This is a genomic window from Paenibacillus mellifer (assembly GCF_023195895.1).
Lineage (GTDB): Bacteria > Bacillota > Bacilli > Paenibacillales > Paenibacillaceae > Fontibacillus > Fontibacillus mellifer.
The window spans coordinates 22,801-38,235 of record NZ_JALPRK010000009.1 but is presented as its reverse complement, the minus strand read 5'-3'; the positions used below and the strand labels follow the sequence as shown (position 1 = coordinate 38,235).

General features: G+C 53.9%; 13 protein-coding genes. 11 read left to right on the top strand and 2 right to left on the bottom strand.

Features of this window, described 5'->3' with window-relative positions; translation table 11 throughout:
* Positions 1-48 precede the first annotated feature (48 nt).
* Positions 49-357, top strand: coding sequence for a DUF5665 domain-containing protein (locus M0651_RS11570; RefSeq protein ID WP_248552021.1), 309 nt, complete (start codon positions 49-51; stop codon positions 355-357).
* On the opposite strand, the gene M0651_RS11565 is transcribed toward M0651_RS11570, so the two are convergent.
* Positions 344-1,081, bottom strand: coding sequence for a TraR/DksA C4-type zinc finger protein (locus M0651_RS11565; RefSeq protein WP_248551903.1), 738 nt, complete (start codon positions 1,079-1,081; stop codon positions 344-346). The two genes, M0651_RS11570 and M0651_RS11565, sit on opposite strands and share 14 nt — an antisense overlap.
* A 211-nt stretch (positions 1,082-1,292) precedes the next feature.
* On the opposite strand from M0651_RS11565, the gene lspA reads away from it, so the two are divergent.
* From lspA to pyrE, 10 genes are all read left to right on the top strand, one after another.
* Complete coding sequence (lspA, locus tag M0651_RS11560) at positions 1,293-1,787, top strand: signal peptidase II (protein ID WP_248551902.1); 495 nt, start codon at positions 1,293-1,295, stop codon at positions 1,785-1,787.
* Entirely contained in the window at positions 1,784-2,731 is a 948-nt protein-coding gene (locus M0651_RS11555) for an RluA family pseudouridine synthase (RefSeq protein ID WP_248551901.1), read from the top strand. Before lspA ends, M0651_RS11555 begins: the two co-directional genes overlap by 4 nt.
* 167 nt (positions 2,732-2,898) lie before the next feature.
* Entirely contained in the window at positions 2,899-4,152 is a 1,254-nt protein-coding gene (locus M0651_RS11550) for an LL-diaminopimelate aminotransferase (RefSeq protein ID WP_248551900.1), read from the top strand.
* Between the two features lie 707 nt (positions 4,153-4,859).
* Positions 4,860-5,405: a bifunctional pyr operon transcriptional regulator/uracil phosphoribosyltransferase PyrR gene (gene pyrR / locus M0651_RS11545; protein ID WP_308195499.1), complete on the top strand. Its 546-nt coding sequence runs from the start codon at positions 4,860-4,862 to the stop codon at positions 5,403-5,405.
* Between the two features lies 1 nt (position 5,406).
* A complete protein-coding gene (locus M0651_RS11540; RefSeq protein WP_248551899.1) occupies positions 5,407-6,318 on the top strand; it encodes an aspartate carbamoyltransferase catalytic subunit in 912 nt (303 codons plus the stop codon).
* A gap of 55 nt (positions 6,319-6,373) precedes the next feature.
* On the top strand, positions 6,374-7,681 hold the full coding sequence (gene pyrC / locus M0651_RS11535; RefSeq protein WP_248551898.1) for a dihydroorotase: 1,308 nt from the start codon (positions 6,374-6,376) through the stop codon (positions 7,679-7,681).
* A 52-nt stretch (positions 7,682-7,733) separates the two neighbouring features.
* The gene (gene carA / locus M0651_RS11530) at positions 7,734-8,870 is read left to right on the top strand and encodes a glutamine-hydrolyzing carbamoyl-phosphate synthase small subunit (RefSeq protein ID WP_248551897.1); all 1,137 of its coding nucleotides are present in this window, start codon (positions 7,734-7,736) and stop codon (positions 8,868-8,870) included.
* Between the two features lie 4 nt (positions 8,871-8,874).
* Positions 8,875-12,087 (top strand): carbamoyl-phosphate synthase large subunit, encoded by a 3,213-nt coding sequence (gene carB, locus M0651_RS11525; protein WP_248551896.1) that lies wholly within the window; start codon positions 8,875-8,877, stop codon positions 12,085-12,087.
* 112 nt (positions 12,088-12,199) lie between these two features.
* Complete coding sequence (gene pyrF / locus M0651_RS11520) at positions 12,200-12,934, top strand: orotidine-5'-phosphate decarboxylase (RefSeq protein WP_248551895.1); 735 nt, start codon at positions 12,200-12,202, stop codon at positions 12,932-12,934.
* Positions 12,931-13,578 carry an orotate phosphoribosyltransferase gene (gene pyrE, locus M0651_RS11515; protein ID WP_248551894.1) on the top strand — a complete coding sequence of 216 codons (648 nt, stop codon included), beginning with the start codon at positions 12,931-12,933 and terminating at the stop codon, positions 13,576-13,578. The genes pyrF and pyrE overlap by 4 nt, the downstream gene beginning before the upstream one ends.
* Before the next feature lie 85 nt (positions 13,579-13,663).
* On the opposite strand, the gene M0651_RS11510 is transcribed toward pyrE, so the two are convergent.
* Positions 13,664-15,265, bottom strand: a complete 1,602-nt coding sequence (locus tag M0651_RS11510; protein WP_248551893.1) for an S-layer homology domain-containing protein — start codon at positions 15,263-15,265, stop codon at positions 13,664-13,666.
* Between the last annotated feature and the right edge of the window lie 170 nt (positions 15,266-15,435).

The following is a 15,435-nucleotide window of genomic DNA, read 5'->3' as shown; positions in this document are numbered from 1 at the left end:
GTGTAAATGACTCGTCGTAAACCGGCGCCCGAACCCGCGGTGGAGCCCATGCCAGAAACGCCGGAAGAACAGATGAACGCCGTATACCGCCTAACCCTGAACTGGACCAGGCAGCTGGAGAAATCGCGTATCGCTGAATACACCGAATTGTTGAATCGCCCCTGGCGCCTCATCTGGCTTAATTTATTGTCCGGTACGGCCCGGGGTGTTGGCGTAGCGATCGGCTTTACTTTTTTTGCGGCAACGATTATCTATGTCCTGCAGGTTCTGGGTGCGCTAAACCTGCCGATCATCGGAGATTATATCGCAGACATCGTGCGGATCGTGCAAAGACAGCTTGAGCTTAATACTTATTAGAGCCGGTTCCCAGCGAATCCTCACTTTCCAAATGCTCTGTGGCACTCATATGTTTCCGGTAAACGCCGTTGCGGTAAAAGCAAACGTTTTGGCCATAGATATCGGTGGCAATAAATGATTCGTAAGGCTCGACAAATCCGTCAAGCTCTTCGGACGCTTCGATCTCCATGTCATTATAATCGTCAATTTCGGAATCCTCGGCCATCGCCGGAGAATTCGAGGTGCCAAAGCTCTCAACAATCTGCCAGGCGTCTTCCCCATCGAAGCCGTTTTGGTCGTCCCGTTCATCCAAACTTGTTCGTCCAAACGGAGGGGACAGTAAAGTTTCTTCGACCGGCCGTTTGGCGGAGACGAAGGTTTGCGGGCTGTGATCCTTACAGTAGGCCGTTTCCGGAATCGCGCTAAGCCGTTCGAAGCTAATTGGTTTTCCGCAGGTCGCGCAATAACCGTAGCTGCCATCTTCGATTCGGTCGAGCGCGTCTTCCACCCGGGCCAGGTGCAGCTCATGGTGCTCGGCGAGCGCGAGGTCTTTTCCCCGTTCATATACTTCTGAACCCAGGTCTCCGGGATGATTATCGATCGGGCTTAGCTCATTCGTATTATCACGCATGGATTCATTCATGCCATAATGATCATTGTCCGATAATTGTTCGACTAAAGCGGACTGAGTTTCCTTCAGCTTTGCGGTAAGCTCCGCCAGCTGGGTTTTCGTCAAATGCGGCATAAGGTTGCTCCTTCCTTTCTGTGTCTAGAGCGGTTGTTTGAAACATCTCTTCTAGCGGTATTTTGCGCAGAACTATGACGAAATACCTAAGGAAAATCCTTTCGCGCATGGACGGGTCATTTCCGGCTGTGCTACAATAAACAAAGCTTAGAAGAGGAATATCCTGCCGCTTTGTAGCGGATGGGAAATGAAAAACGAGGTGACTGACCGCGTGGTATATTTTTTGATTGCATTAATCGTTTTTCTGGTGGATCAAGGCACGAAATATTGGATTGCAACCGGACTTACGATCGGAGAACAGATTCCGGTGATCGGCGACTTCTTCATTATTACCTCTCATCGGAACCGCGGTGCTGCGTTTGGCATTTTGCAGGATCAACGCTGGTTTTTTATCGTGGTGACCACGGTCGTGGTGGTTGGGATCGTGTGGTATTTGCTTAAAGTAAGAAAACAACCAAACAAGCTTCTGCCGGTTGCGTTGTCTCTGGTACTCGGCGGGGCGATTGGCAATTTCCTGGATCGTGCTGTCAGTGGGGAAGTTGTCGATTTTCTGATGTTCTATTTTGGAACGTACACATTTCCGATTTTTAACGTAGCAGATTCCTGCATTGTTGTCGGCGTTGCGCTGATTATTTTGGATTCGTTGCTGGAGACCCGTCGCGAGAAGCAAGCTGCAGCCCATCAGGAGCATGAGGAAAACGTATGAGTTTGAACAAAATGTCTGAGGACTTCGAAGAAGAGAAGCTCGAGTGGGTCGCTGGATCGGCCGACGCGAAGGAGCGAATCGATAAATATGCAAAAACCCAGCTGGGAGAAGATGTGTCCCGCAGTCAGATCCAATTGTGGATTGAAGCGGGAAATCTGCTCGTAAACGAGGCCCCGGTCAAGGCGAATTACAAGCTGGCGGAAGGCGACCGGGTGGAGTTGACCATACCCGAGGCAGAACCAGCGGAAATCGAGCCGGAGAACATTCCGCTCGATATTTATTATGAAGACGGAGATGTCATCGTTGTGAACAAGACGCGAGGCATGGTCGTCCATCCCGCTCCGGGTCATTCTTCCGGCACACTCGTCAACGCCTTAATGTACCACTGCAAGGACTTATCGGGTATCAATGGTGAGCTCCGGCCTGGTATCGTGCATCGCATCGATAAGGACACATCGGGGCTGATTATGGCAGCCAAGAACGATAAGGCGCATGCCTCGTTGGCAGCGCAGCTCAAAGCACACAGCGTGACGCGGAAATATTATGCCCTGGTGCACGGCAATGTCAGCCATGACCAGGGCACGGTGGATGCGCCGATCGGCCGTGATCCCCATGACCGCAAAATGTACACGGTGATCGAACGGAACAGCAAACAGGCGGTGACGCATTTTCAAGTCGTCGAACGGTTTGGTGACTATACGTTGCTTGAGCTCAAGCTGGAAACCGGCCGCACGCATCAAATCCGCGTCCATATGAAGTTCATTGGCCATCCGTTGGTGGGGGACCCGCTATATGGCCGCAGCAAAGGAATCAAGATGGACGGACAAGCGTTGCACGCCGCCGTATTAGGGTTCGAACATCCTGATGATGGGCGTTATTTAGAATTCAGCGCTCCAATTCCTGCCGACATGGAAGCGGTGCTGCAATCGCTCCGAAACCGTTAAGCAACCCTTCATTTGTTCACCTCCAGGAGACAGCTTGATCAAATAGTACAAACGATCTGGTGATTAATCCATTCTCTAAATGGGCCGAATTCCTGCATATTTAAAGTGCGAGTTCGAACCATTCGAGGATGGATTTTTGATGTATACAAAGGAGATGGACGTCTGATATGAGTACGCTGAACGGACAAGAAACCTATATTCAACAACAATTTGCGGAGCGCATTGGCGGGGCGAATTACGGCAAAGACACCGCTATTTATAAATTTGAGAAAATCAAACGGGCCAAAGCGGCGGCGAAGAAGGATTTCCCCGAGGTCGAGCTGATCGATATGGGCGTCGGTGAACCGGACGACATGGCCGATGCCGGCATCGTAGCCAAGCTGGCGGAGGAAGCGGCTAAACGCGAGAACCGTGGTTATGCCGACAACGGGATTGCTGAGTTTAAGGAGGCGGCAGCGAAGTACCTCCATGATGTATTTGACGTCGAAGGCATCGATCCCGTCACAGAGGTCGTCCATTCGATCGGTTCGAAACCGGCGATTGCGATGCTGCCTTCCTGCTTCATTAATCCCGGCGATATCACGATCATGACCGTACCGGGTTACCCGATCATCGGAACGCATACGAAATACCTCGGCGGCGAGGTCTATACGGTACAGTTGACCGAAGAGAACGATTTTCTGCCGGATCTGGATGCGATTCCGGAAGAGATCGCCCGCAAGGCAAAGCTGCTGTATTTAAATTATCCGAACAATCCTACAGGCGCTAGCGCGACCAGAGCGTTTTTTGCCAATGTGGTGGATTGGGCGAAGAAATATCAAGTTGTTATCGTGCATGACGCCCCTTATGCGGCATTAACCTATGATGGGCTGAAGCCGCTGAGCTTCCTGTCTGTTCCGGGTGCGAAGGACGTGGGTGTCGAGCTGCACTCGTTGTCCAAGTCGTACAATATGACGGGGTGGAGAATCGGTTTTGTGGCGGGCAATCCACTGGTCGTTAAAGCGTTCAGCGACGTGAAGGACAACAACGATTCCGGACAGTTCATTGCGATTCAGAAAGCGGCGGCTTACGGGCTCGCCCATCCGGAAATTACGGAGCGCATCGCCGAGAAATACTCACGCCGTCACGAACTGTTGGTCAGCGCGCTGAACGATTTGGGCTTCAACGCGAAGAAGCCAAAGGGATCGTTTTTCCTCTACGTTGAAGCACCGAAAGGCGTGGAAGACGGGCCAACATTTGCGACGGCCGAAGATTTCTCGCAGTTCTTGATCCGTGAGAAGCTGATTTCCACGGTGCCGTGGGACGATGCGGGACATTACGTCCGTTTCTCTGTCACGTTTATTGCCGACGGTGAGGACGAAGAGCATCGCGTCATATCCGAAATCAAACGCCGTCTTGGCGATCTGAAGTTTATTTTCTAACCGACGACTTATACAAACGCAGCCGCTCCAAGGGTTAAATCCCGAGGGGCGGTTATTTTTTTTATTCTTTTACACGTCTGTTCCGCAGCCTTGGTTGTCCTTGTTGCCTCCTTTTTACGATTATCCCTTTTGTTCAGTGGCCGAGCTATCTCGCCATTCGAATCTCTTCTTCTGATAACTGATCCAACGGGATAATCATCAAAAAGGCTGGGAAAAGGGGGTGATTGGATAATTATGCGAGTTAGCGATAGAAACATGCAAAGTGATCAGGCTAATACTGAGGGGAATATCGCTATTCAATGCGGATAAGCCGACAAAACTCAGGGTTGAATAAATATAACATACTATGTATAATTATAAACAATCATCAACACAGCAGGCTTCCACACGGGAGATGGAATGAACCTCAGTAACAAGTAGGTATGAACTGGGCCGGGTGTCTTGACAGGCTAACCTCATTCTGTCATAATTCATGTAAACCATAAGCACCTTTAATTCAGTCCCGTGAGGCTGGCAAGGTAACGTGAATGGGGAATTGGGCGGACTTCGCATATTTTGCGAGGGTCCTGTTTACCCGAAACCTACATGACAGTCATGGTATAACTGTGACTAAAGACTCCTTGCCTGGATTTCCGGCAAGGAGTTTTTTTATGCGCCCATCACGGACCGAAGCGAGGTGACCCTATCCCTTAAGGAGGTCGCAGGCTGTGAGCTACGAAAGTCATATCATAATGGACGAAACGGCGATTCGGAGGGCACTAACTAGAATTGCACATGAAATTTTGGAACGAAATAAAGGGATCGAAGGATGTGTGCTGGCCGGGATCAAAACAAGAGGGGTTTACCTCGCGAAACGGTTGGCGGAACGCCTGGAGAGCATTGAAGGAACCTCCATTCCATGGGGGGAGCTGGATGTCACGAATTACCGCGACGATAAGGAGGATTCCGCCCAGGGGGCCGGCAAAGCGACTTTCCCGGTATCGATTCAAGGCAAGAAAGTGATCCTGTTCGACGATGTGCTTTACACGGGCCGTACCATTCGGGCGGCGATGGACGCGATCATGGATTGCGGTCGACCGGAGTCGATCCAGCTGGCGGTGCTCGCCGACCGGGGACACCGGGAGCTGCCGATCCGGGCCGACTACATTGGAAAGAACGTGCCGACCTCGCGGGCGGAAGAAATTGAAGTGCTCTTGACGGAGCATGACGGCACCGATCTGGTTCGCATCCTGCAAGCACGGGAGGGGAACTAAGATGGCGCTGACCGCAACCGCAGTGAAGGAACGCAGTCTTCTCGGGCTGAAGGATTTAAGCGCAGCGGAAATTTCCGCGATTCTCGACCGGGCGTCCTACTGGGACGCGAAAGAAGAAAAGATGATCCCGGTGCTGAAGGATCACTTTGTTGCGAATATGTTTTTTGAGAACAGTACGCGAACTCGCTTCTCCTTCGAGATGGCGGAGAAGCGGCTGGGCGCCCAGGTGCTGAACTTCGCAGCAGCCGCTTCCAGCGTGGAGAAGGGTGAATCGATATACGATACCGTCCGCACGCTGGAATCCATGGGGATTGACGCAGGCGTGATCCGGCTGAAGCCCATCGGTATGCTGGAAGAGCTAGCCAAGCGGGTATCGGTGCCGCTGGTGAATGCCGGCGACGGCAACAACGAACATCCGACGCAAGCGCTGCTGGATTTATATACGATGAAACAGCATTTTGGTGAACTCAGTGGGCTTAAAGTGTCAATTATCGGAGATATCAAGCATAGTCGGGTCGCCCGCTCCAATCTGTGGGCACTGCAAAAATTCGGCGCTGATGTGAAACTCTGCGCACCGGAGAATATGCGAGCTCCGGAACTGAGTACGTACAGCCCTTACATTCCGATGGAGGAAGCGCTATGCGCCGATGTGGTTATGATGCTGCGAGTGCAGCTGGAACGCCACACGGACGGGCTGATCAAGTCGGCCGAAGAATACCGCTTGCAATACGGCTTGACGGAAGAACGGGCCGCAGCCCTCGCGCCGCATGCGCTGATCATGCACCCAGCTCCGGTGAACCGGGGCGTGGAGATCGACGATGCGGTGGTGGAACATCCGCAATCCCGGATTTTTAAGCAAATGCAAAACGGGGTTCCGATCCGCATGGCGGTCATGGAACGCGCTTTGCTGTAAGCAACGGCGACGGTGGTTTTTCGGTACGAACTCAAATCAGCGGGGGGATTAAAGCATGCGTCTTGTCATCATTAATGCCAACATCTTAAACGAACTAGGGGAGCAAGAGTTATCTCAAATCACGATCGAAGACGGAGTCATCGCCAAGGTGGAGAAAGCGGGGCAACTTGGGCAGGAAAACGCAGAAGCCGGAACTCAGGTCATCGATGCCGGCGGCAGATTGGTCACTCCGGGATTTATCGATATGCACGTTCATTTGCGTGAACCAGGATTCGAGCATAAAGAGACGATCGAAACCGGATCAAGGTCGGCCGCTCAAGGCGGATTTACCACAATCGCCTGTATGCCGAACACCCGGCCGGTCACGGATAACCCGGACACTGTAAGGTTCGTGTTGCAAAAGGCCGAAGAAGCCGGACTGGTAAACGTGCTGCCTTATGCGGCCATCACCAAAAGCGAGCTTGGCCGAGAGTTGACCGACTTCGCGGCCTTGAAAGACGCCGGGGCCATCGGCTTCACCGATGACGGCGTCGGCGTGCAGAGCGCGCAGATGATGAAGGATGCGATGCGGCAGGCCGCTTCACTTGGGATGCCGGTGATCGCCCACTGCGAGGACAACTCGCTTGTGGAAGGAGCGCCGGTGGCTGAAGGCATATTCGCCCGAAAGCATGGTCTGAAGGGAATTCCGAATGAATCGGAGGCGATTCACGTCGGGAGGGATATTTTGCTGGCGGAAGCGACGGGGGTTCACTACCATGTATGCCACGTAAGTACAGAGCAGTCCATTCGGCTGATCCGCCAAGCGAAGCAAATCGGCATCAACGTCACCGCGGAGGTGTGCCCTCACCATCTGATCTTGTCCGAGGAGGATATACCGGGCCTCGATGCCAACTGGAAGATGAATCCTCCACTGCGATCCCGCCGGGATGTCGAAGCATGTATCGCTGCGCTGGAAGACGGCACACTCGATATCGTCGTAACCGATCATGCCCCGCATAGCGAAGAGGAGAAGGCGAAAGGCATGCAGCAAGCGCCGTTTGGTATCGTGGGATTCGAGACAGCCTTCCCGCTGCTGTACACGAAATTCGTGGCTACAGGTCGCTGGAGCCTCGCGATGCTGGTGCAGCGGATGACGGCGGGTCCGGCCCGTGTGTTCGGCTTAGAAGCAGGACGATTGGAGCCGGGAACTCCGGCCGATCTGACGATCGTGGATCTGAACGTGGAACGAACGGTTGATCCGTGCGTCTTTGCCTCGAAAGGACGCAACACTCCGTTTACCGGGTGGAAGCTAAAGGGCTGGCCCGTCGCTACGATCGTGAAAGGTAAATTGATCTGGAATGATGCGATTGAACTAGCCCATTAATGGGCGGATGAGAATATAGTATTTCAGTTTATGGATAAAGGAGTGCTGCAGGATGCAGGCAAGACTATTGTTGGAAGACGGCACGCTGTTTACCGGAACCTCATTTGGGGCGGAAGGGGAAAAGACGGGCGAGGTCGTTTTTAATACGGGAATTACGGGGTACCAAGAGGTACTGTCTGATCCTTCTTACTGCGGGCAAATCGTCACGATGACGTATCCGCTGATCGGGAATTACGGTATTTCGCGCGACGACTTCGAATCCATTGCTCCATCGATCCACGGCTTTGTCGTTCGCCGCTATGAACCTACCCCAAGCAACTGGCGTGCTCAATACAATTTGGGCGATCTGCTCAAGGAATACGGGATTCCCGGTATCACCGACATCGATACACGCATGCTGACGCGCCTTATCCGTCACCAGGGAACCATGAGAGGGATTCTGACCACCTCGGCGAAATCGGTTGACGAATTAAAGGAAATGATGCTGGCCACCAGCATCGCCGAGTTGCGTAATCAAGTGGCTCAAACCTCGACGCATCATGTATATAGCAGTCCGGGATCCAAGGAACGGATCGTGCTGGTGGATTTCGGCGCAAAGAGCGGGATTCTGCGCGAGCTGAACAAGCGCGATTGCGACGTCGTGATCGTACCGCATAACACGACCGCGGACGAAATCCGTCGTCTGCACCCGGATGGCATCCAGTTGTCCAATGGACCTGGGGACCCGAAAGATGTGCCTTACGCCGCGGAAATGATCGCCGAGCTGCTGGGTGAGTATCCGATTTTTGGGATTTGCCTGGGTCACCAGCTGTTCGCCTTGGCCTGCGGCGCTGATACGGAGAAGCTGAAATTCGGCCATCGCGGAGGTAACCATCCCGTCAAGGAGCTGGAATCTGGCCGCTGCTACATTACGTCGCAAAACCACGGTTATACCGTTAACGAAGCGTCCATCGCCGGTACGGATCTGGAAGTGACGCATATCAACAATAATGACAAAACGATCGAAGGACTTAAGCACAAGAAATATCCAGCCTTTTCTGTACAATATCATCCAGAGGCGGCTCCGGGACCTTACGACAACAGCTACTTGTTCGATCGGTTCATCGAGATGATCCGCGAACATAAGCGGCAGAACCCGCAAAAGCCTCGCCAAGCCAAACTGATGGCCGCTGCGAAAGGAGAACTGTAAACCTATGCCGATCAACAAAGATCTTAAGAAAATTCTCGTCATCGGCTCCGGGCCGATCGTCATCGGTCAGGCGGCCGAGTTCGATTATGCTGGAACACAAGCCTGCCAAGCGCTGAAGGAAGAGGGCGTTGAGGTGGTGCTGATCAACAGCAACCCGGCGACGATCATGACTGATACCAACATGGCCGACAAGGTTTACATCGAACCGATTACCCTGGAATTTGTGACGCAAATCATCCGCCAGGAGCGGCCAGACGGCTTGCTGCCGACACTCGGCGGTCAAACCGGCCTGAACATGGCGGTTGAGCTGGCTCGCGCGGGCGTATTGGAACGCGAAAACGTGAAGCTCCTCGGCACGCAGCTAACTTCCATCGAAAAAGCGGAGGACCGCGACCTGTTCCGCGAGCTGATGCGCGAGCTGGAGCAACCAGTGCCGGAAAGCTCTATTATCACCACAGTGGATGAAGCGCTGCAATTCGCCGATGAGATCGGCTACCCGGTCATTGTCCGTCCGGCGTATACGCTTGGAGGTACCGGCGGCGGGATCTGCGCCACGGAAGAGGAACTGCGCGAGACGGTGGCTTCAGGCATTCGCTACAGCCCGATCGGTCAATGCTTGATCGAGAAATCGATCGCCGGCATGAAGGAAGTCGAATACGAAGTCATGCGCGACGCTAATGACAACTGCATTGTGGTCTGCAACATGGAAAACTTCGATCCGGTGGGGGTACATACCGGAGACAGCATCGTTGTCGCGCCGAGTCAAACGCTCTCCGACCGTGAATATCAGATGCTGCGTTCGGCCTCGCTTAAGATCATCCGGGCGCTGAACATCGAAGGCGGCTGCAACGTGCAGTTTGCGCTGGATCCGCAGAGCTTCCAATACTATGTCATCGAAGTAAATCCAAGGGTTAGCCGTTCTTCGGCGCTTGCGTCAAAGGCAACAGGCTACCCGATCGCTAAAATGGCGGCCAAAATCGCGTTGGGATACACCCTCGACGAAATCGTCAACCCGGTAACCGGGCAGACTTACGCTTGCTTCGAGCCGACGCTGGATTACATCGTCAGCAAAATCCCGCGCTGGCCGTTCGATAAATTCATCCACGCGAATCGTAAGTTAGGTACCCAGATGAAGGCGACCGGCGAGGTGATGGCTATCGGCCGGACGTTTGAGGAGTCCATCCATAAAGCGGTCCGGTCGCTCGAGATCGGCACGCATCGCCTGTACCTGAAAGGCGCGGAGAAAATCGACGAGGAAACGTTAAACAACCGTCTGATCAAGGCAGACGACGAGCGGCTGTTCCTGATCGCTGAAGCATTCCGCCGGGGCTATAAGCTGCAGCAAATCCAGGAATTAACCGGAATCGACTGGTGGTTCCTCGACAAAATCGAACGCTTGGTGGAATTCGAGAAGCAGATTGCGGGGGAAGAATTCTTTTCCTATGAGACGCTGTATGAAGCGAAGCGCTTAGGGTTTACCGACCGGGCAATCGCCGAGCTGCGCGCTGCCGGACAGCCATCAGGCACGCACCGGACCGAAGCTGAAGTGAGAAACTTCCGTAAAGAGCACGGGTTGAAGCCGGTCTACAAAATGGTCGACACGTGTGCAGCAGAATTCGAGGCCTCTACGCCTTACTACTACTCGACCTATGAAACGGAAAACGAAGTCCTCCAAACCGACAAGGAGAAGATCGTCGTGCTTGGCTCCGGACCGATCCGGATCGGTCAAGGGATTGAATTTGACTACTCGACAGTACATGCGGTTTGGGCAATTCAAAAAGCTGGTTACGAAGCCGTCATCATCAACAACAATCCGGAGACGGTATCCACCGATTTTAACACCTCGGATCGCCTGTACTTCGAGCCGTTATTCTTCGAAGACGTCATGAACGTAATCGAAGAGGAGAAGCCGATGGGCGTCATCGTGCAATTCGGCGGCCAAACGGCGATCAATCTGGCGGCACCGTTGCAAGCGGCGGGCGTGCGCATTCTCGGTACTTCCCTCGAGAGCATAGACGAAGCCGAGGATCGGAAGAAGTTCGAAGCTCTCTTATCGAAGCTCGACATTGCACAGCCGAAAGGCAGCACGGTCACTTCGGTGGAGGAAGCGGTGGGCACGGCTCAGTCTCTCGGCTATCCAGTGCTGGTCAGACCGTCCTATGTACTTGGGGGCCGGGCGATGGAAATTGTCTACTCCGACGAAGAGCTGCTCCGCTACATGGAGGAAGCGGTGAATATTAACCCGCAGCATCCGGTGCTGATCGACCGCTACATGCTGGGCAAGGAAGTGGAAGTTGATGCTATCTGCGACGGTGAGACGGTGCTCATCCCGGGTATCATGGAACATATCGAACGCGCCGGGGTACACTCGGGCGACTCGATTGCGGTTTATCCGCCGCAGCATTTATCCGAGGAATTGAAGGAGAAAATCGCCGAGATCACGATGAAAATCGCCCGTGAGCTGAAGACGATTGGCTTGGTCAACATCCAGTTCGTCATCTACAAAAACGAAGTGTACGTCATCGAAGTGAACCCGCGCTCGTCGCGAACGGTACCTTTCCTGAGCAAAGTGACGAACATCCCGATGGCGAACGTGGCCACCCAGTGTATTCTTGGTACGAAGCTCAGCGATCTTGGCTACCAAAACGGCTTGTGGCCGGAAAGCAACCAGGTTGCGGTCAAGGTTCCGGTGTTCTCCTTCGCCAAGTTGCGCCGTGTTGAGCCAACGCTTGGGCCGGAAATGAAATCGACCGGCGAGGTCATGGGCCGCGATCCGCAATATGCCAAAGCGTTGTATAAAGGTTTGATCGGCGCGGGCATGAAGATCCCTGCGACCGGCGCGATCATCGCAACGGTGGCCGATAAGGATAAGCAGGAAGCGGTTGACCTGCTGCGCGGCTTCTACCGCCTAGGCTACAAGATTATCGCTACGGACGGTACGGCTTCCGCGCTGATTGAGGCAGGCATCCACGTAACGACCGTCTACAAGCTGTCGGAAGGGGTGCCGAACATTCTGGATCTGATCCGAAACGGCGAGGCTCACTTTGTCATCAATACGCTGACTAAAGGCAAAGAGCCGGAACGCGACGGCTTCCGCATCCGCCGGGAAGCGGTGGAGAACGGCGTTGTCTGCATGACTTCGCTGGATACGGTCCGCGCGCTGCTGGAGATGCTGGAGACGATCAACTTCTCCTCTCAAGCCATGCCGGCGCTTTAAAGAGGAAGTTCAAAAATCGACTTTGATCATGAAGCTGGGTAAACGAAACATTAAGCGGCGGCTCGGAAGCATCATGCTTCGGAGCCGCAAGCATGAATGGAGGAGAGCGGATTTGCGTTCGTTTGAAGATGCCGCAGGGAAACTGATTGTCGGCCTGGACTTCCCCGATGCGGATCAGGCGCGGAAGCTGCTGAAGGAGCTGGAGGGGATTCCTTGCTACATGAAGGTGGGGCTGCAGCTGTTATATGCGGCCGGTCCGGATTTGATCCGCGAATTGAAACAGCGGGGCTACTCCGTTTTTCTAGACGTGAAGATGCATGATATCCCGAACACGGTGAAGGGCGGAGCGAATAGCGTCACGAAGCTAGGCGTGGATCTGTTTAACGTGCATGCTGGAGGCGGGTTAGATATGATGAAGGCGGCCCGCGAGGGTGCGCTGGCAGCGCTGGAGAGCGACCGTTCGCTAACGATGCCGAAGATCATCGCGGTCACGCAGCTGACGAGCACGAGCCGGCGAGTGATGAACGAGGAGATCGGCATCCCTGGCGAAGTGGAAGAGGCTGTCGTGCATTACGCAGAACTGACTCGTCAAGCGGGTCTGGACGGCGTTGTGGCTTCTCCGCTCGAGGTTCCAGCGATCAAAGCACAATGCGGACAAGCCTTCCTGACGGTGACGCCGGGCATTCGTCCGGCGAACAGTCCGCAGGGCGATCAGTCGCGAACTTTAACTCCAGGCGAGGCGATGGCCCAAGGGACGGATTATATCGTTGTTGGCCGGCCGATCATCGCTGCCCCCAATCCGCGCGAAGCGGCGGAATCGATCATTAAGGAGATGATGTTGTCATGACAAACACTCAATCGGTAGAAGCGCAAATCGCCGGCAGTTTGCTGGACATCGGAGCGGTGGCGCTCCGTCCGCATCAGCCTTTCACCTGGACCTCGGGCATCAAATCGCCGATTTATTGCGATAACCGGCTCACGATGTCGTATCCCGAAATTCGCGATTTGATCGCCGAATCGTTTGCGGCCATGATTCGCGAAACGTACCCGGAAGCCGACGTGATCGCCGGAACGGCGACGGCCGGCATCCCGCACGCGGCCTTCGCCTCGCAGAAGCTGGGCCTGCCGATGGCCTACATTCGCGACAAGGCCAAAGGACACGGGAAAGAGAATCAAATCGAAGGTTTGATTAAGCCAGGGCAGAAGGTTGTCGTCATCGAGGATTTGATCTCCACCGGCGGCAGCTCGATCAAGGCGGCACAAGCTGTACGCGAAGCTGGAGCGGAGCCGTTGGCTGTACTGGCGATCTTCAGCTATCAGTTGGACAAAGCCGTGCAGGGGTTTGCCGATGCCGGTATCCCGCTGCAAACCTTGTCCAATTATTCGGCGCTGATCGACGTAGCCGTGAAGCGCGGCGACATTCAGCCGGAAGACCTGGAACTCCTTCAGTCTTGGCGGAAGGATCCGGCATCGTTTGGCAACGCGGAATAGACGTGAGAATTAGGCTGCTGTTTTGTTAATAAAGAACCACCCATGAGAAGAAGCGCATTCGCTACTCTCAGGGGTGGTTCTATTTTTACTTAAATGAAAATCCCTCGTATTTCTCCGCATTCTTCAGGCTGGTCCATACGTCCGGTGAGTCTCCGCCGATATGCCAGTAGGCATACCCCGCGACGCCGTATTTCGCTCCTAAGCGATATTTCTCAGAAAGGGATCGGGCGTCCTCCAGCCATATTTTGTGAAGCGTGCCGTTCCTGCGATATTCCACGGTATACTGCCCTGCTGCCGCGTTCCAATTCGGCCTCACGCCATATTGGCTTACGCGGTTATTTTGTTCCGAGAGGGAAATGTCTTCCGAAGACAACGTGCCTCCGCTGCCGCTGAGGCTCCAATCCCGCGTGTACAGCGGCATCCCGAGGACAAGCCGGTCGGCGGGTACTTTGGCGAGCAGTTTGTCGAAATGTTTTTGCACCCAGCCCAGCGAAGCGACCGAACCGGCCGAAGCTCCGCTCCAGTGCTCGTCATAGGCCATGATGACCAGATAATCGGCGCTCTTGGCCAACTCGGCGTAATTGTACGCATCGGACCAGTCGGTGCCAAGATCGGGAGGAAGATCGACGGACAATACGGCGGAAACGGAGTGAAGCTCCTGGGCCAGTTTACCGATAAAGGACGTAAACAAATTCCGGTCAGCGGCCGCAACATTTTCGAAATCCACGTTGATGCCGTTCAGCCCATATTTTTGTACATAGGACTTCAAACTCTGAATTGCGTCCGAGGACAATGAGCTGGAAGCCAGCAGCTTGTGCGTCGTTTCTTGATCAAATCGGTTGCCAACCATGGCCCATACCTGTTTACCGTTATTTTTGGCCCAGGTCACTAAGGTAGGAACGCTTGAATCAGAAATCTTTCCGGTACTTTCGAGAAAATACCACCTAGGCGCAAGCACATTTACGTTCGATTGAAGAACGGACTTCTTATAAGCCTCGGTGGATTGGCCATATTGCCAGCCGATACGGACCTCCGAATGGCCGCTGGCTGTAATCGCATTGGTCCAACGTTTGTCCTGCAGCAGCCGGTCCAGGAGAACGGCGGTCTCCTGACGGGTGATCGCCTGCGCCGGGAAGAACATTCCCCCATTGCCCTGCATCAACCCCAGCTGCGAAATCGAGCCGATATACGGCTTGGCCCAGACGGCGATCGCCGCCTCGTCTTTGTAACCGGCTTGTACGTTCGTCGATGAAGCGGTTTGCTTTAGCGCCCGGACTAGCCAAGCGGCGGCTTCCTGACGGGTCAGCGGTTGATCGGGCTGGAAAATGCCGTTGCCCAGACCCTCGGTCAGACCTAGCTCGGTCGCCGCCTGGATCGTGCCATAATACCAGGCACTCTTCGGCACGTCGCGATAAGCCGGAATGGCGGATTCCGCCGGATTCACCTGAAAGATTCGTGTCAACGTCGTCATGAACTCTGCCCGAGTAATCGAGCGGGTGGGAGAAAACATCGACGCAGACGTCCCTTTCATGACGTTATCGTCATGTAATCGAATAATCGCATCTTTCGCATAGCTAGCCGATATATCGGTATACGGGAGTTTGTCGGCAGCAGCTGGTTCCAGACGGAAAACGGCGGCGGTAATTAATAACGTCACTGCAAGCAAAGGGGGAATCAATTTTTTCATTAGATAGTTCTCCTTGCCGATTCTAGTAGAATTCTCCTTAATTTTAACAGGATTGTAACCTAGCATCAGCGCTTAAAATCTGGAAGAAAAAAGTTCCCGTTCGTTCATTTCGTTGTAACTTTTTGCCATAGTATTTCGTTTATAATGCAAGACGTAAATGAATTGCTAGA